This window comes from Cuneatibacter sp. NSJ-177 (assembly GCF_022867805.1).
In the GTDB taxonomy this organism is placed as follows: domain Bacteria; phylum Bacillota; class Clostridia; order Lachnospirales; family Lachnospiraceae; genus Pseudolachnospira.
The window spans coordinates 282404-304054 of record NZ_JALIFO010000006.1 but is presented as its reverse complement, the minus strand read 5'-3'; the positions used below and the strand labels follow the sequence as shown (position 1 = coordinate 304054).

The following is a 21651-nucleotide window of genomic DNA, read 5'->3' as shown; positions in this document are numbered from 1 at the left end:
GAAACTAGATTTTACATCACTTTTCATATAAAGTCAAGGGCTTTCGAAAAAAAGTATGGAATCTTGCCGCATATTTTTGAGCGGCAAGATTCCTATGCTCTTATGTATCTCGTCTTTCTCTTTTTTCAAACAGCTCCTGAAGCATCCGGCTCAGTTTTTCAAAATCCACCGGCTTTGTCAGGTGGCCGTTCATTCCGCTTTCCACCGACTTTTTCATGTCCTCGTCGAAGGCATTGGCCGTCATGGCGATAATCGGCACCTGCCGGGCGTCCTCCCGGTTCAGTTTTCGAATCCTTCTGGTCGCTTCCAACCCATCCATAACCGGCATCCGGATATCCATCAGCACCGCATCATAGTAACCGGCCGGAGACGATCCAAACCGTTCCACAGCGACCTTGCCGTTTTCCGCCGTCTCCACCTGAAATCCGTGCATCTCTAAAAGTGTCTTGGCAATCTCCACGTTCAGATCATTGTCCTCGACCAAAAGAACCCGCCGTCCGTCAAAGTGGAAGATCGTTTCCTCCACATGAGCGGATTTTCGGACCCCCTCCGCAAGATTCAGCCGCAGGGAGAAGGTGAATTCGCTTCCCTTTCCCTCCTCGCTTTCCAGATGAATGGGATTACCGCCCATCATCTGAACCAGGCTGTTGCTGATCGCAAGGCCCAGTCCGGTCCCTCCGAACTGGCTGGCTGTCGTGTCGCTTTCCTGCTCAAAAGCGTGGAAAATCCGTTCCCGGTTGGCCTCGCTGACTCCGATTCCGTTATCTTTGACGGAGAAATAAAGACTGCATTTTGCTGCTTGGATTTCCTGCCGCACCACAAGACGAACCCTTCCGCCTTCCGGTGTAAACTTGACGGCATTGCTGAGCAGGTTCACCAGAACCTGGCTCAGGCGCATTCCATCCCCAACCACCCAGGGATGCGGCAGGTCTTTTTCCAGCTGAAAATTCTGTTTTTTTGCCTCCGCCTGGGTACGGATCACGGTTTCAATCTCCAATAACTGTTGATCCAGATCGAAATCCGTCTCCGCCAGCTGCATTTTTCCGCTTTCAATCCGGGACATATCCAGGATGTCATTGATCAAAGACAGGAGATAGCGGGAAGAAATCTCGATTTTGCCCAGACAGTCCGCCGCTTTCTCTGGAAGTTCAGGAGCTGATTTCGCCACCTCCGTCATTCCAATGATGGCATTCATGGGCGTCCGGATCTCATGGGACATCCGCGAAAGGAAATCGCTCTTGGCGCGGCTCGCGGAATCCGAACGCGCTTTGCTGAGATTGGTCTCAATAATTTTCGCCACCTCGGAGAGACTGGACTTCTCCTCCAGCGTCCAAACGCGCGCTTCATCCTGATCGAAAAAGCCGATGCTTCCGATATAATCCCCGTGCGCCCAGAGCGGGATGCAAAGTCCGCACCGGCCGGCAGGAACCGCGAAAAAGAGCTTTTCTTCCCCGCTCAAGTCCCCCTTGGATCCGCCTGTTTCCAAAATCCGGCTCTCCCGGATCCGATTCACGCAATGGTCGTAGACTGCCTCCGAATACCGCTGAACCTGATCCGATACAGGCTCTCCATCCCGGTGCCACTGACAGTATACATACGTCGTATAGAAATCCCGTTCCGCCGTGGTCATCACCAAATCGCTGAGCTGAAAATAAGCGCCCAGCTTCATCAGCAGCACAGGCATCACCCGGCGCATGTCCTCTGCTTTTTCAAACATATGAAACACGATGGACACAATGCTGAGATTAGACTCATAGGGGATGCCAGTGATCGGCGTCACATTTCCCGCCATGGAGCCTTCTGCCTTTCTCTGCATGCCCATATCTCGGTAAGCAATGATATGGCCGCCTTTTTGTTTGGCTTCCTGCAAAGCGTTACCAGCCCGCTCAATCAAAAGCGGCAGGGGCTGATTTCCCTCGGTCTCAATACAGCCGATGCTGATCCCGATATCCGGCATTACGCTTCCGCAGTTCCGTGCGAACGCCTCCGCCAATTTCCGGCCAAAGGCCTTCCCTTCCTCCCGGCCGACTTCCGGCAGCCAGACGACGAATTCATCTCCGCCGTAGCGAACGGCGAGATCCTGCTCCCTCATCAAAGAACGGAAAAGGCGTCCGGCTTCCTCCAGCACAACATTCCCTGCCATCACGCCCAGCGTATCGTTGACACTCTGGAAATTGTCGATGTCAAAGAACAAAAGACAGCCGCCGCGTCTGGTCGCCTCCAGCAGAATGTTCCAGCCTTCCTCCCGGTTGTACAATCCGGTCAGGCTGTCCCGCTTGGCGTTCTCCTGCTCCTCCAGTTCCTTATTCTTACGCTCTTCAATATCGCTGAGGCTTCCGATCATCTTGGTCGCCTGTCCGGCGGCATTTTGCACCAGCTTGGCACGCATCTCCACCCACCGGAACTGTCCGGGGCTGAAAATGCTGCTTCGAAACTCGCAGCGCTTATACTGTTCCTCAGATTTGATGATCTCGGTCAGGCGGTCCCGATCGGGCTGATAGATAATCTCGTCGTTGTCAAAAAACGATTCAAACCCATGGATTGTCTGGGTCAGCCGTCCCTCTTCCGCTTCCTCGTTTCCTTCTGTCCGCACATTATAAAACCGTACCATATCAGAGGAATACTCATACTCAAATAAAATTCCGGTGCTGCTGTCCAGGGCCGCCAGATAGCGTTCCTTCTCCTCCAACAACTGCTCTTCCGCTTTCTTTTGCTGCTCCAACAGATTTTGCAGAACCCTTCTTAAATTGTCGATCTCCTCGATCCGGGTTTCCTTCATCCCCTCCACATCCGGAAGCCCGCCCTGGATATTCTGGGCCAAACGGCGGATCGGCCTCGTGACAAAGGACGCCGTCAGGCTCGTCAGCAACAGGCCGACTGCCAGAGTCAGGCATACGGCGATGCCGACCAAGAACAAGAGGCGCTCTCCGAGCCCGAAGACCTGGTGATAATTGGTCACGGCCAGCAGCACCCAGCGGTCCCCGCTGAACGGAGTGTTGGTATTGTAGAGGGAAAATTCCTGCACTGTGGCATAAGCCTTGCTGCCAAAGAGCTCTGCGCCGGAAATGAGATATAATTCATTTTCTTCTTTCTGCAAAGTCAGTCTGGTATTGTCCTGGGACAGCTGGCTGGCGGCGGCTCCGAAAGCCAGCAAGGGTTCATACACGCCGTCTTCGCGCTCCAAAGCCATGATATAGCCGCTCTGATCCTTTTCTTCTACTTCCAATTCCTTTGCCGGAATCAAATCCTGAAGATATTCCTGGGAAATATCGATTCCTAATACACCATAGACCGTTTGATCGTCGTAGATCAAAGGAACGGAATACGTAATCATCCGGTAGGGATCCCCTTCCCCTCCCAGGGAAAAGGGGCGGCTCCAGTATCCCAGATTCCGATAATCAAGGCCCGGCGCTTTCAATGCCTCCTGATAGGGGTAACTGAAAAAACGCATGGACTCGCTGTCCTGATTTCCTTCCTGATCCGTGGACCAAAACACATCAAAGGGGATGTCCAAATCATGAGATATTTTCTTATTTCCTCTCACCATCACCAAATCGGAATAATCCATAGGGTTATTTTTTGGATTGGGATCACGAAAATAAACACCCGGCAAAGCCAGACTGCCGTCTGTCTCTGTCCTGCCGCTCAAAAAAAGAAACGCTCCAGTAACAGAATTGGTTCGCAAAACCGAGATTACCTGCTCGGAGATCAGAGAGGCAAATTCTGTCTGTAAACGGTCTTCTTCCAGAAAAGCGGATATCTGCACGTTCTTTTCATTTAAAAAATAAGTCAGTTTTTGGTTGATGGTTCCGGTCACCAGCTGGAAATTCGACCACTGCTGAATCATTTCATTTTCCAGGATAATCTTCCGGTTTTCTGCCGTCTGATTCAGCACATGCACCGCATTTTGGTTGATCATATCCGCCGTTCCGCTGACATACACGCTGGCGTAGGAAAAAAGGGCCTGCAGTAAGATCAGCACGGTCAGCGGCAACACCAACCGCCGGTAAATCGAGGTTTTTCTGTGAAGCATATACGCTCCTTCTATGGCAAAGGCTCTGCATCCCGGTTCCCCAAACGGGATGCAGAGCAGAGTTTCCAAATCACAAATTTATTTTACCGCATCCTCAAGGGCCTGTTGAAACTGGACAAACCAAGTTTCAAAGTTTTCCTCGGTCAGATAGGGGGCCAGCGCCTCCTCCACGGACTTTCCGGCGGCAAGATCCGCGAGCACGGCTTCCCGGTCGGCAGCCGCTTTGTCGGAAAGGTTATACTCCAGCACCTTTCTGGCCTTCACCCCGCCGTCAAACGCCTTGTTGGTATAGAGCGCCGCCTCGCTGCTCCGATCATAGCTGATCAATAACGCATCATAGGCTTTGGGCCCGATCTCAATCTTCTTTTCTTCCAGAATACGATCCAGGTTTTCCTTGGTCGCCACGCCCTTTTTCACAGGCAGGTATCCCGAACCGCTGGAAAACTCCAGATTCCGGTCCGCCTCGGTAAACCACTTTAAGAACACGACCGACGCATATTCCTGTTCCGGCGTGCTCTTCGTCACTACCATTCCCGCGCCCTGCTGCACCTCATAATTGGCGCCGCCCTCAAAAACAGGCGTCGGCAAGCTGACCGCCTCGATGGGATGGCTGCTACCGTCCTCCATTTCCACAGTATCCGGAAAATATGTCGCAGAAGTCGTAGAACCGGTCAGCGCAATGATTTCTCCGATCTTCACGTCATCGGAGCGGAACTTGGCATATGCTGAGAAATATCCTTTCACATAGGGAACATAGTAGAAATCCCAGATCTTTTTCATGACGTCCCGGTCCACATCCAAAGTCACGGTCTGATTTTCCACATGGAAGATCTCATGGCCCAGCTGCATGGATCCGACGATAAACAGGTTCGCCATGGCGTCGCGGCCATAGAAAGCCTTCCCATCGCCAGGCTCCGGCGTCTTGGCGTCGGTCCAGTTATAATACTGTTCCGCCACTTTCACCAAGCCTTCTTTTGTTTTCAAATCGTCCATCGAAGCGCCCGTCTCAGCGGAAAAGGTATCCCACTCGGTCTTGTTCAGCATGAAAATTTCCGAAGATTTGGCTGTCGGAAAAATCTTCAGCTCTCCGCCTGTGCCGATTCGTCCTTCTTCTATATAAGAATCTACATATTCGGCAATCTCCGCCTCAGTCATATACTGGCCGAGATCCACGAGATATCCCATCTTTTCCACTTCGTAAGCCGTATCCGCATAGGAGGCAAAGATATTCGGTACCTCGCTGCTGCCGACCTCCTTGCTGATCGACGCTTTCACGCTGTCCTCCAGCTGTGTCACGTTTCCCTGATTATAACTTTCTACAAAAACCCCCTCTTCCGCGCCTTTGGTCTGATTGAATTCGCTGACCATCTCGTCGAAGGCAGATTTCTGGGAACCATTATAATAATGCCATACCGTAATCGTCACCGGGTTTTTCGGATCCAGCTTCACCGAAGCGGCTGTCTTTTCTCCCGCCGTTGTCCCGGTGGCGGCAGTTGTTTCCGCGCCCTGAGATTCCATCCCTTGGGCCGCCGTTTCCGAAGTGCTCTCACCATTTGTCTGCGGGGAAGAGCAGCCACTAAACAGCAGCAGGGCAGACAGAAACATCGCAATCGTTTTTTTCATAATTTTTCCTCCTCTTTCCTTGTATCTTATACTAGTTCCGCGAATCCTGCAAGTAAAACCTGATTCTTGGGCTATTTTACATATAGGCCAACCGCCCCAAGTGAAAAAGACCTGACGCACCCAATGCAAGTACAGCTTCATCGCGGCCATGGCCCTGCTTACAGCAGGGAAGGCCCATGACAACGACGCTGTTCAGAAATTGCTGTTCAGCCACTATGATAAGCATATCTGTGAAACCAACAAGGAATAAAAGGGTTCTGCTCCCACGAAAAAGGAAGGATGCCGTGAAACAATGGCTTCCCTCCTTTTCTATTGCCGAGAAATCCTCTTTTACTATTCGTTTCAGAACAAAATCCGAAAAATTTGTGATTTCCGTTTTAATTGGAAGATGTTTGATGTAAAATAAAGAATAAAAGGTTGGCTATTGAAAAGCCCCGTTGAAAAATATTTCCAGTCGTGATAAGATGGGAAAACCACAAGAAAGGAGGACGCCATGAAGGACTGGCAGAAAAGAATTTTTGAAGTATCGAAAAAAGTCAGCGGGGACCAGATTCCGGTCTACGGCGCCCAGGCTTCCTTTTTCATTGTCGTTTCCGTCATCCCTTTTGCGATGGCGTTGGTCTCCTTGATTCAATTTTTCATTCCGGCCAGCAAGATGGAGGCGTTATCCTATGTGGTGAATCTGCTTCCTGCCTCTTTGAGCCAGCCGGTCGAATCCGCCATTGATGACCTGTTCACCAACTCGGCGCCGTCCATCGTCTCGATCTCGCTGCTGGTGGCGGTCTGGAGTGCCTCAAAGGGCGTGCTGGCCCTGGAGCGCTGCCTTCACGTCATCTACCGGGTCACGGATCATCAGAACTTTATCCTGAGGCGCCTGCGGGCGGTTCTCTATACCCTGTTTTTCCTGGTCGTCCTGGTCATGGCCTTGGGCCTGCTGGTTTTCGGTAACTCAATCCAGGCGGCGGCCAGCGCGCATTTTCCGATGCTCAATAAAATCGCGCCGCTGATCTTCGGACTCCGCTCTTTGATGTCCACTGCCGTCTTCGTCGCCGGGTTCAGCGGAATTTATATGGTGCTCTCCGGCGCTAAGCGCCGCTTTTTCCAGGTGCTTCCCGGTGTTTTGTTCTCCACCGCGGGCTGGACCATCTTCTCTTTGGGATACGCTTATTACATCACGAACTTTTCCAATTATACGTATATTTACGGCAGCTTGGGCGCCATCATCCTGATGATGCTGTGGCTGTACTTCTGTATCCTTATTTTGCTCGCCGGCGCCGAGCTGAACGTTTTTTTAGAGTCTCACTCTCCGGATCATAAATCTCATCTTCCCGCGGTTCATGAGCCGGAAGATGGATCAAAAACGTGATCTCGTGCCCTTCGCTCGTCACCTGGATTGTACCGCCGTGGAGCTCTACGATCTCCTTAGCAATGGCAAGTCCCAGACCGGCTCCGCCGTTCTTGGTGCCGCGGGAACTGTCGGCCCGGTAAAACTTTTCAAAGATCATGGACAGTTTTTCCGGCGGAATCGGATCTCCTTGGTTATGTACGCTGACCCGGATTCCCCCCAGTTCCCGCGCCGCCTCAATGCACAGACAAGTATTTTCATAGCCATATCCCACCGCATTCCGCAGCAGGTTGTCAAAGACACGGGCCAGCTTGTCGGAATCGGCATCCAGCTTCAGCCCTGCTTCGATATCCATCACAGCCGTCATCCCTTTCTCCGCTAAGACCGGGAAGAACTCGTCGGCAATCTGATAAAGCATCATGGTCAAATCGACCCGATTCTTTTCCAGCACCATTCCCTGCGTATTAAACCGCGTGATATCGAAAAATTCATTGATCAGCTGTTCCAGCCGGTAAGCTTTTTCCACGGAAATATCAATGTATTTTGCCCTTTGCTCCGCCGGCAGCGCCGGATTTTCCTGGAGCAAAGAGAGGTATCCGATAACCGAAGTCAGCGGGGTCTTCAAATCGTGGGCCAGATAAGCCAGCAGATCATTTTTCTGCTGCTCCGCTTCCCTCGCCTCCTGCTCCCGCTTTTGCAGCTGCTCCCGCAGCCGCACCAACGCCATCTCCACTTCTTTCAAATCCGCGGGAAAAGCCTCGATCGCCGCGCCTTCATCCACCAGCGCAGTCAAGGAATGGATCACCAGCTCCAAATATCGCAGATTTCTCCGGGCCGTCCGGACACAGATGATCAAAGCCCCCGCCAGATAGACAATGGAAAACAGGAGCTCTTTTTTTCCTCTTAAGAGCTGCATGGTTTGGGAACCCAGTTGTTCCTGAACCCAGATCGAGATGGATCCCCGGTAAAACAGGTAATAACCTGCCATCAAAAGCAGCATAAATAAGGTATAGATCAGCAGATTTCGCAGAATCCGGCTCAAGGACCGGCGCTTGACCAGCCGGAAATCTTCCTTCTTATTTTTCAATTTTATACCCTACTCCCCAAACGGTCTTGATGTACTTGGGGTTTCTTGGCCGCTCTCCCAGCTTTTCCCTTAAACGTCTGATATGGACCATCACCGTATTATTGCAGTCCAAATACTCTTCCCCCCAGACCGTCTCAAAAAGCTGTTCGGAAGAAACCACCTTCCCATCATTCTCACAAAGTGTCCACAGAATTTTAAACTCAATCGGAGTCAGCGATACGGGTTTTCCATAGAGCGTGCACTCATGGCGTTCATTGTCGATCACCAGCCCGCCGATTTCATAGACGTCCCGTTCTTCCTCCTGAGAAATATCATTATAATTCTTATACCGGCGAAGCTGAGCCTTTACGCGCGCGATCACTTCCAGCGGGTTAAAAGGTTTTGTGATATAATCATCGGCCCCGATGGTAAGGCCCCGGATTTTGTCCACATCCTCGATCTTTGCCGTCAGCATAATAATCGGATAATTAAACTTTTCGCGAATCGTGCGGCAAATCGAAAATCCGTCGGTATCTGGCAGCATCACATCCAAAATGGCAAGATCCAGGCGCTGTTCCTCAATGACTTTGAGGGCGCTTTTTCCGTCATAGCATTTATGGATCGTGAAACCTTCGTTCATCAGATAAAGCTCGATCAGATCTGCAATTTCCTTTTCATCGTCCACAACTAAAATATGGTCATTCATTTTTCGTTCTCCCATGCGTTTCCGCATCCGCCTCACCTCCCACGGATAGGATACGCTATTTTTGTATCAGATTTGTAAACGTTCCCGCTTACTTTTTCAAAATATCAAAGAGTACGCCGCTAAGTACCGTCATTCCCGTGTGGAGCACGGTCTCCGGAAAGTCAAATTCCGGGGTATGGCCCGGCGCCGCCGTATCCGTTAACAGCAGGGGAAACGCCGCTTGGCCGCCGCGTGCTTTTACCCGTTCCATCAGCCAGGAAAAATCTTCACTTCCCTCGGACGGCCCTTGCAGGTAGGAGGTCGGCCGGATTTGTGGAAACTGTTCCAGGCAAAGAGTCCGGATCCGTTCACAAAGGGACAGGCTACTCACCACCGACGGCGCGCCGCCCGCGGTTTGAATCCGGCAGGACACACCGTGCATCTTGGCCGCGCCCAGCAAAATCCGGCGAGCCTGTTCTTCCATATAGGAATTGATCTCCGTGCCAGCCCCGCGGATCTCCAATTCCAGTATCCCGTGATCCGCCACCACATTCCGGCCGCCTCCGGCTTCCATTCGCCCCACGTTGATCCGGGTCGCCCCTTTGCTGTGGCGCGGGATTCCGTAGAGGGCCGTGACCGCGGCGGCCATGGCCGGCATTACGCTGAGGCCTTTCTCCGGAAAACTTCCGGCATGGGCGGCGCGGCCGGTAAATTCCGCATCCAGCTTTGTCGTGGCGAAGGAACCGGACGCGCCGGGAACCAGATCACAGTCTCCTTCCGGGCGGGAGCGGCCGAAAATATGCGCGCCCAGCAGAAAATCCACATCGTCCACGTGACCGGCTTCGGCTACCGCCCTGCCGCCGCGCACGCCTTCCTCCGCCGGCTGAAAGATCAGTTTCAAGGTTCCCTGCCACTGATCCCCCATCGCCTTCATGATACGGGCGATTCCCACGCCCATCGCCGTATGACCGTCATGACCGCAGGCGTGCATGACGCCAGGATGTGAGGAGGCGAAGGGGAGCCCGGTCTTCTCCGTGAGCGGCAGCGCGTCCAGGTCCAGGCGCAGGGCAGCCACCGGGCCGGGCCCCTGGTGAAGCACGGCAATTAACCCGGTAAAACCTCCCCGCATCGGCTCCAGCTCCCGTTCCGGAATGCCCTCGGATCGGGCTCTCAGCCATTCCCTCTCCAGGATCGCTTCGGAGGGAACTCCCATCCGAGCATCCGCTTTGCACACGGAAGGCCCGGTCTGCACTTGGTAGCCCAGCGCTTTCAGCTGAGCGGCAACGACCGACGTTGCAACATATTCGCACCAGCCCAATTCCGGCTTCTCGTGGAGCAGGCGGCGCAGGGAAACCGCCTCCGGGAAATAAGTCCGGGCCAGTTCTTCGATTTTTTTCGTCATTTTTCTTTTGGAAGATCCAACATCCTTCTTCATATTTTACCATCGTTTTTTATTTTATCACAAATATCCAGGTAATTCTACCGGAAAGCAATTACAATGGTGTAAACTTCACTGGGCCGCTTTGTCTCCCAGAAGACAAAAACGCGGCAGGCCTTATCCCGGACAACATCTCTCTTGTCCGGGATAAGGCCTGCCGCGTCTGGCACATCAAATATTTTCATTCTGCATCGCCGACATGATGGACGGCACCACCTGTTTCTTCCTCGATACCACGCCAGGCAGGAACATACTCTCCTGGGGTTCCTGGTGGAAGGCTCCGGCGGCCACCTCCGCGGCCCCTTCTCCCTGACAAAGCAGTAATGTGCTCTCGTCCATGATATTGGTCAGCATAAAAAATACCATATCCACGGCTTTTTCTTTCAGCACCTTGCTCATATAAGGCAGCAAACGCACTTCCAGCTCCTCCATCTCTTTCCGGGACATCATGTTCACCTGGCCGATGCCAAGAGTCCTCTCTCCGACATTGAATTTCTTGTAGTCCTGATAGAAGATTTCCTCAGCGGTCCGGCTTCCAAAATTACTTCCGGCGGCAAACATTGCCTGAGCGTGTTCCTCCACGGAAATCCCGGCGATCGCAGCCAGCTCCTCGGCGGCCTGCCGGTCCATGGGCGTGCAGGTCGGAGAACGGTAGACCAACGTATCTGAGAGGATCGCCGAACACAAAAGTCCCGCGATGCCCGGCTCCACCTCCACCTGATTTTCCCGGTACATCTGATAGACAATCGTCGCCGTGCAGCCAAGGGGCTGATTCCGGAAAAAGACCGGATTGATGGTTTCCAAACTGCCCAGCCGGTGGTGGTCGATAATCTCCAGGATCTCCGCATCCTCGATGCCGTCCACAGCCTGGGAGCGCTCATTGTGATCCACGAGAATCACCTGCTTTTTCTTTGCGCCCAGCAGCTTTCTGCGGGAGATCATACCGAGGAGTTTTCCGTCCTTGTCCACCACGGGAAAATCCCGGTGCCGGTGCTTGGTCATTGTGTCTTTGACGTCGTCGATAAAATCATTGGGGTGGAAGGAGATCAGGTTGTCTTTCTTCATATAAAAGTCAATCGGAATACTCTGATTGATCAGGCGGGCCGCCGTAAACGTATCGTAGGGAGTTTCAATGATCGAACAGTTCTTTTCCTGGGCCAGCTTGGTGATGGTCCGGGATACCTTGGAGCCTCCGGTCACGATCACACAGGCGGCATTCATCTCGATGGCGCAGAGCTGAGACTCATAGCGGTTTCCGGTGATCACAATGTCCCCATCGTCGATGAACTCCTCCATGGTATCCGGGTTCGCCGCCGCGATCAATACTTTTCCCTCGGTCAGCTCATGGTCCTTGTCTCCGACCACCAGCTCGCCGCCCAGGGTTTCCACCAGATTTTTGTAGGAAGTCCCGGCCTGGGAGACCACCTTGCTGTCGTACATTCCCATGTAGGATTCGGCGATATCGCCCTCGGTGATGATCCCGGTCAAATACCCTTCCTCATCCACGATCGGCAGCGTCACCACATTCATGTCCGCCATCCATTCCCACGCCTTTTTCAGAGACAGGCAGCTTAAGACCCGCTTAAACCGGCGGATGTCCATATCCTTCACCTGCCGCCGCACATCGCTGATAAAGAACGGCTGCGGGAAACCGAACCGCTGGAGCACATATTGGGTCTCCAGGTTCAGCTGCCCCGCGCGCTTGGGATAATAAGGATTCCCGGTCAATTTTTCTTTCAGCTTCGCATATGCGATGGCCGAACAGATCGAATCTGTGTCCGGATTCATATGCCCTACCACATAGACGGGCCGCACTTTCTCTTCCGTTTCCTCCGCTGCTGCGGCAGGATTTTCTTTTTTCACGTCAGTCTCCTCCTTCTCGGTCATTCCCTGATTTGCCAAAAGATCTCGCCAAATCTTTCATACCGCTGTACCCCAGGGGACAGCCCCTGGACAGGCCCTGCGATTGTCCAGCAGTCCCGATAAATTCTGACTTCACGGCAAAGAGCAGCCCGTCTGCCTTTATAATAGGAACGTTCCCTTCTTACAGCAGGTGGCTGCGCAGCTCCTCCCCGGTAAGCGGCGACAGATAGGCCGGCGCTATGTCAAAGACGGTTCTCGCGCCGGTCTGCCCTTCCGCGCTGAGCCGGGAAACCGCTCTCGCATAGGCAACCAGCACACTGGCCGTGAATTCCGGGTTGGAACCCAATTTTAACGAATATTCTATCATCTGATGAGTGCCCTCACCGGTCACGCCGCTGCGCATCACAAAACCGCCGTGGGGCATCTGATTGTGCTCTTTTACAAATTCCTCTTCTTCCATAAACGTGACCGTGGTGTCATAGTCCGAAAAATAGTTGGGCATGGTCACAATCGCTTCGCGGATCGCTTCTTGATCCGCCCCTTCCTCCGCCACCACGTAGCATTCTCTCAAATGCTTTTCTCTGGTGGACAGCTCCGGATTCTTTCCGGCGCGGACCGCATCCATCGCAGCCTCCACCGGCACGGTGTATTGGATCGCGCGTTTTACTCCCGGAATCCGGCGGATCGCATCGGAATGCCCCTGGCTGACGCCCCGGCCCCAGAACGTGTAGGTGCCGCCTTCCGTCAAAATGGATTCTGCGTACAGGCGGTTTAAGGAAAACAGGCCCGGATCCCAGCCCACGGAAATCACGCCTACGGTACCGGCCTTCCGGCAGGCTGCATCCACCGCGGCAAAGTGCTCCGGAATCCGCGCATGGGTGTCAAAACTGTCGATCACGGAAAACAACTGAGCCATCTGCGGAGTCTGCTCCGGCAGATCCGTCGCACTGCCGCCGCAGAGAATCATCACGTCAATCTCATCTTTGTGAGCAGCCGCGTCCTTCAGCGCATAAACCTTTGCCCCGGCGGTCGCCGGCTTTACATCCGACGGGTCCCGGCGGGTAAAAATCCCGGCCAGCTCCATGTCGCTATTCTTCTGAACCGCCAGCTCCACGCCGCGGCCTAAATTTCCGTAGCCTGCAATTCCAATTCGAATGGATTTCATTCTGCATTCCTCCTTCGGCAGTTCTGCTGCCATTTCTTCTGTGCCATATTGTAACCCATCCGACTAGAAATTTCCACCCCTAATTTTATTAAATTTTTCTTTATTTTAATTTCAAAAAGTAAGCGGCCTCTTGCTTTTCTCTCGTATTCAAGCATTTCGCCTCTTATTCTTCTGTTTTGTGATAGACTTTGGTAGAAGAACATTGGCTGGAGGCGAATTTTCCATGAAAATCATTGACGCTCATATCCATTTTACCATGAATCACCCACATTTCAACCAGATTGCCGTAGAAGCTGGGTATGAAAATACGGAGGAAGGGCTTCGGAAAAATTTTGCGGATGCCGGAGTCTGCCGTGGTATCGTGATGGGGAACCGGAGCCTGTATCCGGAAGACCATGAGTACCCGGATTTTCTGAACTACTGTATCGGGCTGGACGGAAGCACCTTGTCAGAAATGAACCCCAAGGAAGCCATTGCCCTTGTGGAAGAGAATCTGAGGAAGGACTCCTGCGTCGGAATTAAATTATACCCCGGCTACAGTCCCTTTTATCTGAATGATCCAATCTACTCTCCCTTCTACCAACTGGCGGAGCAATACCAGAAACCGGTGGCTGTTCATATGGGCGCCACAGCAACCAGCGGCGCGCGGCTGAAATACAGCCATCCTCTGACCATGGACGATGTGGCGGCGGAACATCCCCGCGTCCAGTTCGTCCTCTGCCATCTGGGGAACCCGTGGATCGTCGACGCCGTGGCCGTCATGGACAAAAATCCCAATGTGGCGGCGGATCTATCCGGCATTCTGGAGGGGAAGCAGGATATGGATCTCTTCCTAAAAGAAAAGGAGGGGTACCTGGCCCACATCCGCACCTGGCTCCAATATGCGGAAGCCTACGACCGGCTGATGTACGGTACGGACTGGCCTCTCGCCAATGAAAGGGATACCGTGGCCTTCACAAAGGCAATCATACCGGAAAAATATTGGGAGGCAGTCTTCTGTGAAAATGCGCGCCGGATCTATCAGCTAAAAGACTGACGGCCGCACTTTAAAAGCGACGGTCTTAAACTTGGGCCCGGCGTTCCCGTGCGGCTGCATCCCGCGCGATTTTTCTTGACAGACCACCGTTCCTGAGCTATACTGATACACGTCATGAGATATGAGTTTTCACAGAGTATCCATGCAAATATTTTCTCTGACCACCCCAGGGGTTAAGGCCATACGGACAGCCGGGTCAACTGCCGATCGGCGGTGCAGCAGCCGCCATTATTGATTGAGTTAAAAGCTCAATTTTATAAGTTGGTTACTTTACAACCGGTGCATGTGCACACATCAACTTGTAAAACGGTCAATAAGAGTGGTAAAAGTAAGTATTTGCTATATAGACTCTGATGAGAAGCTCATTTTGCGATCCCAATTGATTTATCGGCTATTCGATCGTTTTTTGCGGCCGGCTTTTCGAAGCGCAGGCGGCATCAATGGGTTATTTCATAATAAAATTGATTTTTTGCAAGCAAAGTGCCCGGCACTTTGCTTGCTTTTTATTTCAAGGAAATGCCGTCCACGCGACGCATTACCGACTACCGCAACACCGACAGAGAGGATGAAACGAATATGGGGGAGAGATTAAAACTCTATGGCTTCAACAACCTGACCAAGTCACTCAGCTTTAACATTTACGATGTCTGCTATGCCAAGTCGGCCCGCGAACAGCAAGACTACATTGCTTACATCGACGAACAGTACAATTCCGAGCGCCTCACCCATATTCTGACCGCGCTGACGGATCAAATCGGCGCTCAGGTGCTGAACATCGCCCGTCAGGACTATGAACCCCAGGGCGCGTCCGTTACGCTCCTGATCGCAGAAGCCCCGATGCTTCCCCGCGGAGAGGTCCAGCTGGGCCACCTCGATAAGAGCCATGTCACGGTCCACACATACCCGGAATTTCATCCGAAGACCAGCCTGGCCACCTTCCGGGTCGACATCGACGTGGCGACCTGCGGAGAAATCACGCCGCTCTCTACGTTGGATTATCTGATCGGATCCTTTGACTCCGATATCATTACCATCGACTACCGCGTTCGGGGATTCACCCGTGCGGAAGACGGGCAGAAGCTCTTCATGGATCACAAGATCTCTTCGATCCAAAACTATATCGATCCCGCTACCCTGCGGCGGTACGACGCCATGGACCTGAATGTCTACAGCGCCAACCTGTTTCACACCAGGATGATGATCAAGGAGATCGATCTGCAAAATTACCTGTTTAAAACCGACGTCTATGAACTTCCGCCTCAGACCAGGCTTGAAATCATGACGAACCTGCGCCGTGAGATGATCGAAATTTTCAACGGCTGACCAAAAAGGAGGTACTGCGATGACTGCTTTGACGCAGGAAAGAGCTCCCATCTACGAAGCCCTGGAGAATCTGAAACGGATGCGGATCGTCCCCTTCGACGTCCCCGGCCACAAACGCGGGCGGGGAAATCCGGAACTGGTGGAGCTTTTGGGGGAAAAGTGCGTCGGGATGGACGTAAACTCCATGAAGCCTCTGGATAATCTCTGCCACCCGATCTCCGTGATCCGGGAGGCGGAGGAGCTGGCAGCCGAGGCGTTCGGCGCCGCCCATGCCTTCCTGATGGTGGGCGGAACCACCTCTGCGGTTCAGAGTATGATCCTCTCCGTGGCCAAGCGGGGGGATAAAATCATCCTGCCGCGGAATGTGCACCGCAGCGTCATGGGAGCCATGGTGCTCTGCGGCGCAGTCCCCGTCTACGTCAACCCAGAGTGCGACGACCGGCTGGGCATCCCGCTGGGCATGAGCGTATCGGCCGTAACCCGCGCCATTAAAGCCCACCCGGATGCCAAGGCGATTCTGGTGAACAATCCCACCTATTACGGCATCTGTTCTGATCTAAAAGCGATCGTCCGTCTGGCCCACGGCCACGGTATGCTCTGCCTGGCCGATGAGGCCCACGGAACCCATTTCTATTTCAGCGACAACCTGCCGGTATCCGCCATGGCTGCCGGCTGCGACATGACGGCAGTCTCCATGCACAAATCCGGAGGCAGCCTGACCCAAAGCTCCCTGCTTTTGACCGGTCCGGCCATGCAGGAAGGGCATGTGCGCCAGATCATTAACCTGACCCAGACCACCAGCGGTTCTTACCTTCTGCTGTCGAGCCTCGACATCTCCCGCCGCAACCTGGCGCTGCGGGGAAAAGAGTCCTTTGCCAAAGTGACTGCGCTGGCGGAGTATGCCAGGGAGGAAATCAACGCCATCGGAGGTTATTACGCCTATTCAAGAGAGCTGATCAACGGCGACAGCATTTTTGACTTCGACGTCACCAAACTTTCCGTCAATACCTTGGACATCGGTCTGGCCGGTATCGAAGTCTACGACCTGCTCCGGGATGAGTACGACATCCAGATCGAATTCGGCGACCTCGGCAATATTCTAGCCTACCTCTCCATCGGAGACCGCCTGCGGGAGGTGGAGCGGCTGGTCAGCGCCCTCTCGGAAGTCCGGCGGAGGTTCGGGAAAACCCGTTTTGGCCTGATGAAGCAGGAATACATTGACCCGGCCGTGGCCGTCTCCCCCCAGGAAGCCTTTTACGCGGAGAAAGAATCGCTTCCTCTGCGGCAGACCGCGGGGAGGGTATGCAGCGAGTTTGTCATGTGCTATCCACCGGGTATTCCCATCCTCGCGCCTGGGGAGCGGATCACCGGCGAAATCTTAGACTATATCGAGTACGCCAAAGCCAAAGGCTGTTCGATGACCGGGCCGGAAGCCCCCGACATCGACCGGCTCAATGTTTTGAAAGATCTACGGGGGATTCCCGGAGGCGCACAATAGCTGGGGCCCCTGAAAAAAGAAACAAAAGGAACCAATACCGCAGGGAGATCCCTGAATGCCCGAAAGAACCGGGCAAAGGGATGGAAAGGAGAAATCTGACATGGAATTCTGGTTTTCGGAGGCGCAGACCCCGAATGTTAAATTTTCGATCCGGGTAGACCGGCAGCTCTACAGCGGAAAAAGTGAATATCAGCGCATCGATGTGTTTGATTCCCCGGAATTCGGCCGTTTTCTGACGCTGGACGGCTACATGATGCTGACGGAAAAAGATGAATTCATCTACCACGAGATGATCACCCACGTCCCCATGGCCGTCCACCCTCATGTCCGAAATGTCCTGGTGATCGGCGCCGGGGACGGCGGCGTAATCCGGGAGCTGACCCGTTATCCGGAGATCGAGCACATTGATATGGCGGAGATCGATCCCCTGGTGGTGGAAGTTTGCCGAAAATATCTGCCCCAGACCGCCTGCCGGCTGGACGATCCCAGGCTGACCATCCATTTCGAGGACGGGCTCCGTTTTATCCGATCCAAGGAAAATCATTACGATCTGATCATCGTGGATTCCACCGACCCCTTCGGGCCAGGAGAAGGCCTGTTTACCCGTGAGTTCTACGGCAACTGCTACAAGGCTTTGAAGGAAGACGGAATCATGGTAAATCAGCATGAAAGCCCCTTCTACAGCGAGGATGCCGCAGCCTGCCAAAGAGCCCACAAACGGATCGTCGAATCCTTTCCGATCAGCAAGGTGTACCAGGCCCATATCCCGACCTATTCTTCTGGCCACTGGCTGTTCGGTTTTGCCTCCAAAAAATATCATCCCCTGCGGGATCTCGATGAAACCCGCTGGAATATGCGGGGCCTCTCCTGCCGCTATTACACCACCACGCTCCACAAAGGAGCCTTTTATATCCCCGCCTATGTAGAGGAGTTATTAAAAAATGTGGAATAAAAATACAGAAGTGTTCATGGGCTGTGACCGGGACTACCTGGAAGCCGATACCGTCTTATTCGGCGCGCCCTTTGACTGCACCACCTCCTACCGCCCCGGCGCCCGTTTCGGGAGCGGGGTGATCCGCCGGGAGTCCTACGGTCTGGAAACCTACAGCCCCTATCAGGACCGGGACCTTAAGGCCACACAGGTGATCGACATCGGAGACCTGGAACTCTGTCTGGGCGACACAAAAAAAGCGCTGGATCAAATAGAAGCATGCGCAGACCAGATCCTGTCCGACGGAAAACGCCCTTTCCTGCTGGGCGGAGAGCATCTTGTGACCCTGGGCGCTTTCCGGGCCGCGGCGCGCCGGTATCCGGACCTTGCCGTCATCCACTTCGACGCCCACGCTGATCTGAGAGACGAGTATCTCGGAACGCCCCTCTCCCACGCCTGCGTCCTCAGGCGCTGCCATGAATTCGTCGGGGACGGGCGAATCTTCCAGTTCGGCATCCGCTCCGGAGACCGCCCGGAATTTCTCTGGGGAAGGAAACACGTAAGCACGGTCCTCTACGACTTTTCCTGTCTAGAACAGACATTATCACAGCTATCCGGAAAACCAATCTATTTCACCCTGGATCTCGACATTTTGGATCCTTCCGTATTCCCAGGAACCGGAACACCGGAGCCAGGCGGCGTCTCCTTCGAAGAACTCCGAAAAGCCGCCACCCTTGTCTGCTCCAAAGCCCGGATCATCGGCTGCGACGTAACCGAACTCAGCCCCCCCTACGACCCCAGCGGCATCTCCGCCGCCGCAGCCTGCAAAATCGTCCGAGAAATGCTCCTGTCCCTGCATTAAAAACCCAACAATCATACAGGAACTACTACCAGCCCTGCACTAAAAAACCAAACAATCATGCAGGAACTACTACCAGCCCTGTATTAAAAATCTCATTAGCTCATTAGCTTATTTGCTTATTAGCTCACCCTCCCCCACTAGCCCCAAAAAAGCGTGCCCAAGGCAGGGGGAGCGCGAGGGGGGACCTGCGGGCATCAAGACTCCGAGCTGGGCCCCCCTCGCATACCACCAAAAACACTCAAGGAGGATTCACCCAATGGGAAAAGCCCTGATCATCGGCTGCGGCGGCGTCGCCTCAGTCGCCATCCACAAGTGCTGCCAGAACAGCGAAGTCTTTGAAGAAATCTGCATTGCCAGCCGCACGAAATCCAAATGTGACGCCCTGAAAGAAAAATTACAGCCCGTCACCAAGACAAAGATCACCACAGCTCAGGTGGACGCCAACCAGGTGGATCAGCTGATCGCGCTGATAGAAGCCGAAAAGCCCGACGTGGTCTTAAATCTCGCCCTCCCCTATCAGGACCTTACCATCATGGACGCCTGCCTCGCCACCAAGACCCACTACGTGGACACCGCCAATTATGAGCCGGAGGATACGGCAAAGTTTGAATATTGCTGGCAGTGGGCCTACCGGGAGCGTTTTGAGAAAGCGGGCATCACCGCGGTGCTGGGCAGCGGCTTTGACCCCGGCGTCACCGGCGTCTTCTCCGCTTATGCCCTGAAACATGAATTCGACGAGATCCACACCATCGATATCCTGGACTGCAACGGCGGCGATCACGGCTACCCCTTCGCCACCAACTTCAACCCGGAAATCAATATCCGGGAGGTCTCTGCCAATGGCTCCTACTGGGAAGACGGCCGTTTTATTGAAACCAAACCCATGGAGATCAAGAAAGAGTACGACTTTGAAGGCGTCGGAAAAAAAGATATGTATCTGCTCCACCATGAGGAATTGGAAAGCCTGGCGTTAAATATTCCGGGAATCCGGCGGATCCGCTTCTTTATGACCTTCGGCCAAAGCTATCTGACCCACCTGAAATGCCTGGAAAACGTAGGGATGACGTCCATCGAACCCATTTCATATGAGGGGAAAGAGATCGTCCCGCTTCAATTCTTAAAAGCCGTGCTGCCGGATCCTTCTACCCTGGGCCCCCGGACCAAAGGAAAGACCAACATTGGCTGCATCTTCCGCGGGGTGAAAGACGGAAAAGAAAAGGATTACTACCTATATAATATCTGCGATCATCAGGAATGCTACCGTGAGGTCGGCTCCCAGGCCGTAGCCTACACCACCGGCGTCCCGGCCATGATCGGAGCCATGATGATAATGACCGGAAAATGGAATACACCCGGCGTCCACAATGTGGAGGAGTTCGATCCCGATCCCTTCATGGAAGCCTTGAACACCTGGGGGCTGCCCTGGAAGGAAAGCCATCACCCGGCGCTGGTGGACTGATGGGCGCGGGTTCAAATTCCGGGCCAGACGTAGCGTTCGCTGAAATCTCCGATTTCGGGACAGATAGTAGCTTCGCTGAAATCACTGATTCCCAGTGGAAACAGTTTCGCACCCCCTACTTTCTCGTGGACGAATCCCGGCTGATTCGGAATCTGGAAATCTTGAAACAGGTTTCGGATCAGTCGGGCTGCAAGATCCTCCTGGCCCAAAAAGCTTTTTCCATGTTCTCCTGCTACCCGCTTTTCCGCCGCTATCTGGCCGGGACAACGGCCAGCGGCCTCCATGAAGCAAGGCTGGGTCATGAGGAATTTGGAAAAGAGACCCACGTCTTCTCCCCCGCTTACCGGGAAGATGAATTCGAAGAGCTGCTCCGGTACGCCGATGACTTCGTGTTCAACTCCCCCGCCCAGGTCAGGAAATTTGCACTTCGGGCCAAAGCCGCCGGAAAATCCGTTGGCCTGCGCCTGAATCCGGAGTGTTCCACCCAGGAGGGCCATGCGATCTACGATCCCTGCGCCCCAGGCTCCCGCCTCGGCACCACCAGGGAAAACTTTGAGGAAGAACTTTTGCCCCTTCTCGACGGCTTTCACTTCCACACGCTCTGCGAGCAGGATTCGGACGCCCTTGCCGTCACGGCCGCTGCCGTGGAAGAAAAATTTGGCAGGTACCTAGCCGGAAGAAAATGGGTAAATTTCGGCGGCGGCCACCATATCACCCGGCCTGGCTACGACCGGGAAACTCTGATTCGAGTAATCCGGCATTTTCAATCTGCCTATGGGGTCGAAGTCTATCTGGAGCCAGGAGAGGCGGTCGTCTTGAATGCAGGTTTTCTGGCCGCCACTGTTCTGGAAATTGTCCATAATCAGATGGAGATTGCGATTCTCGACGCCTCCGCCGCCTGCCACATGCCGGACGTGCTGGAGATGCCTTACCGGCCGCCTGTGCAGTTTGGCGGCGAGCCGGGCGAAAAGGCTTACACCTACCGTCTGGCCGGCCCCACCTGTTTGGCCGGGGATGTAATCGGAGACTATTCCTTCGACCGCCCTCTTCGAGAGGGAGATCTGGTGATCTTTGAGGATATGGCCCTCTACACCATGGTAAAGACCAATACCTTCAACGGAATGCGCCTTCCCTCCCTCGTATACCGGGACGCAGTGGGAAGGAGCCGCCTGGTCCGCTCCTTTGGATATGAGGATTTTAAAGAAAGACTATCCTAAAGCATTGATTCCTTGCCGAACCCGTTGTAACAGATCAATGCCCCCGAATTCGGGGGCATTGATCTTGCGCTAGTCCGATATGATCTTTTGCCGCTCTCTGTATTTAC

At 53.7% G+C, this 21651-nt stretch carries 16 protein-coding genes; 8 read left to right on the top strand and 8 right to left on the bottom strand.

Going from position 1 to position 21651, the window contains the following annotated elements; translation table 11 throughout:
* Nucleotides 1–100 precede the first annotated feature (100 nt).
* Complete coding sequence (locus tag MUB23_RS09315) at nucleotides 101–4033, bottom strand: ATP-binding protein (protein ID WP_244800218.1); 3933 nt, start codon at nucleotides 4031–4033, stop codon at nucleotides 101–103.
* 78 nt (nucleotides 4034–4111) lie between these two features.
* Nucleotides 4112–5656 (bottom strand): extracellular solute-binding protein, encoded by a 1545-nt coding sequence (locus MUB23_RS09310; RefSeq protein WP_244800217.1) that lies wholly within the window; start codon nucleotides 5654–5656, stop codon nucleotides 4112–4114.
* 493 nt (nucleotides 5657–6149) lie between these two features.
* Here MUB23_RS09310 and MUB23_RS09305 point away from each other — a divergent pair, with 493 nt between their 5' ends.
* Nucleotides 6150–7022: a YihY/virulence factor BrkB family protein gene (locus tag MUB23_RS09305; RefSeq protein WP_244800216.1), complete on the top strand. Its 873-nt coding sequence runs from the start codon at nucleotides 6150–6152 to the stop codon at nucleotides 7020–7022.
* Here the strand turns inward: MUB23_RS09305 and MUB23_RS09300 are convergent.
* From MUB23_RS09300 to MUB23_RS09275, 6 genes are all read right to left on the bottom strand, one after another.
* On the bottom strand, nucleotides 6913–8088 hold the full coding sequence (locus MUB23_RS09300; protein ID WP_244800215.1) for a sensor histidine kinase: 1176 nt from the start codon (nucleotides 8086–8088) through the stop codon (nucleotides 6913–6915). The genes MUB23_RS09305 and MUB23_RS09300 overlap by 110 nt on opposite strands.
* Nucleotides 8078–8773 (bottom strand): VanR-ABDEGLN family response regulator transcription factor, encoded by a 696-nt coding sequence (vanR, locus tag MUB23_RS09295; RefSeq protein ID WP_244801176.1) that lies wholly within the window; start codon nucleotides 8771–8773, stop codon nucleotides 8078–8080. Before vanR ends, MUB23_RS09300 begins: the two co-directional genes overlap by 11 nt.
* Nucleotides 8774–8861: 88 nt before the next feature.
* Nucleotides 8862–10187 (bottom strand): amidohydrolase, encoded by a 1326-nt coding sequence (locus MUB23_RS09290; protein WP_244800214.1) that lies wholly within the window; start codon nucleotides 10185–10187, stop codon nucleotides 8862–8864.
* 174 nt (nucleotides 10188–10361) lie between these two features.
* On the bottom strand, nucleotides 10362–12053 hold the full coding sequence (locus MUB23_RS09285) for a putative manganese-dependent inorganic diphosphatase (protein ID WP_330641839.1): 1692 nt from the start codon (nucleotides 12051–12053) through the stop codon (nucleotides 10362–10364).
* 181 nt (nucleotides 12054–12234) lie between these two features.
* Complete coding sequence (locus tag MUB23_RS09280) at nucleotides 12235–13218, bottom strand: diaminopimelate dehydrogenase (protein ID WP_244800213.1); 984 nt, start codon at nucleotides 13216–13218, stop codon at nucleotides 12235–12237.
* On the bottom strand, nucleotides 13215–13373 hold the full coding sequence (locus tag MUB23_RS09275) for a hypothetical protein (RefSeq protein ID WP_244800212.1): 159 nt from the start codon (nucleotides 13371–13373) through the stop codon (nucleotides 13215–13217). The genes MUB23_RS09280 and MUB23_RS09275 overlap by 4 nt, the downstream gene beginning before the upstream one ends.
* A gap of 68 nt (nucleotides 13374–13441) precedes the next feature.
* Between MUB23_RS09275 and MUB23_RS09270 the strand changes: the two genes are divergently transcribed.
* From MUB23_RS09270 to nspC, 7 genes are all read left to right on the top strand, one after another.
* Nucleotides 13442–14254, top strand: a complete 813-nt coding sequence (locus tag MUB23_RS09270) for an amidohydrolase family protein (protein ID WP_244800211.1) — start codon at nucleotides 13442–13444, stop codon at nucleotides 14252–14254.
* 576 nt (nucleotides 14255–14830) lie between these two features.
* Complete coding sequence (gene speD / locus MUB23_RS09265; protein ID WP_244800210.1) at nucleotides 14831–15577, top strand: adenosylmethionine decarboxylase; 747 nt, start codon at nucleotides 14831–14833, stop codon at nucleotides 15575–15577.
* Between the two features lie 19 nt (nucleotides 15578–15596).
* On the top strand, nucleotides 15597–17075 hold the full coding sequence (locus tag MUB23_RS09260) for an aminotransferase class I/II-fold pyridoxal phosphate-dependent enzyme (RefSeq protein WP_244800209.1): 1479 nt from the start codon (nucleotides 15597–15599) through the stop codon (nucleotides 17073–17075).
* A gap of 100 nt (nucleotides 17076–17175) precedes the next feature.
* Complete coding sequence (speE, locus tag MUB23_RS09255) at nucleotides 17176–18027, top strand: polyamine aminopropyltransferase (protein WP_244800208.1); 852 nt, start codon at nucleotides 17176–17178, stop codon at nucleotides 18025–18027.
* Entirely contained in the window at nucleotides 18017–18868 is an 852-nt protein-coding gene (gene speB / locus MUB23_RS09250; RefSeq protein ID WP_244800207.1) for an agmatinase, read from the top strand. The genes speE and speB overlap by 11 nt, the downstream gene beginning before the upstream one ends.
* Nucleotides 18869–19124: 256 nt before the next feature.
* Nucleotides 19125–20327 carry a saccharopine dehydrogenase family protein gene (locus MUB23_RS09245; RefSeq protein ID WP_244800206.1) on the top strand — a complete coding sequence of 401 codons (1203 nt, stop codon included), beginning with the start codon at nucleotides 19125–19127 and terminating at the stop codon, nucleotides 20325–20327.
* The gene (nspC, locus tag MUB23_RS09240) at nucleotides 20327–21544 is read left to right on the top strand and encodes a carboxynorspermidine decarboxylase (RefSeq protein ID WP_244800205.1); all 1218 of its coding nucleotides are present in this window, start codon (nucleotides 20327–20329) and stop codon (nucleotides 21542–21544) included. Before MUB23_RS09245 ends, nspC begins: the two co-directional genes overlap by 1 nt.
* Nucleotides 21545–21651 lie beyond the last annotated feature (107 nt).

Bases quoted from the DNA above. Each gene is read 5' to 3' on its own strand.
- MUB23_RS09315 (WP_244800218.1), bottom strand. From the start codon at position 4,033: ATGCTTCACAGAAAAACCTCGATTTACCGGCGGTTGGTGTTGCCGCTG.
- MUB23_RS09310 (WP_244800217.1), bottom strand. From the start codon at position 5,656: ATGAAAAAAACGATTGCGATGTTTCTGTCTGCCCTGCTGCTGTTTAGT.
- MUB23_RS09305 (WP_244800216.1), top strand. From the start codon at position 6,150: ATGAAGGACTGGCAGAAAAGAATTTTTGAAGTATCGAAAAAAGTCAGC.
- vanR (WP_244801176.1), bottom strand. From the start codon at position 8,773: ATGAATGACCATATTTTAGTTGTGGACGATGAAAAGGAAATTGCAGAT.
- MUB23_RS09290 (WP_244800214.1), bottom strand. From the start codon at position 10,187: ATGAAGAAGGATGTTGGATCTTCCAAAAGAAAAATGACGAAAAAAATC.
- MUB23_RS09280 (WP_244800213.1), bottom strand. From the start codon at position 13,218: ATGAAATCCATTCGAATTGGAATTGCAGGCTACGGAAATTTAGGCCGC.
- MUB23_RS09275 (WP_244800212.1), bottom strand. From the start codon at position 13,373: ATGCTTGAATACGAGAGAAAAGCAAGAGGCCGCTTACTTTTTGAAATT.
- MUB23_RS09270 (WP_244800211.1), top strand. From the start codon at position 13,442: ATGAAAATCATTGACGCTCATATCCATTTTACCATGAATCACCCACAT.
- speD (WP_244800210.1), top strand. From the start codon at position 14,831: ATGGGGGAGAGATTAAAACTCTATGGCTTCAACAACCTGACCAAGTCA.
- MUB23_RS09260 (WP_244800209.1), top strand. From the start codon at position 15,597: ATGACTGCTTTGACGCAGGAAAGAGCTCCCATCTACGAAGCCCTGGAG.
- speE (WP_244800208.1), top strand. From the start codon at position 17,176: ATGGAATTCTGGTTTTCGGAGGCGCAGACCCCGAATGTTAAATTTTCG.
- speB (WP_244800207.1), top strand. From the start codon at position 18,017: ATGTGGAATAAAAATACAGAAGTGTTCATGGGCTGTGACCGGGACTAC.
- MUB23_RS09245 (WP_244800206.1), top strand. From the start codon at position 19,125: ATGGGAAAAGCCCTGATCATCGGCTGCGGCGGCGTCGCCTCAGTCGCC.
- nspC (WP_244800205.1), top strand. From the start codon at position 20,327: ATGGGCGCGGGTTCAAATTCCGGGCCAGACGTAGCGTTCGCTGAAATC.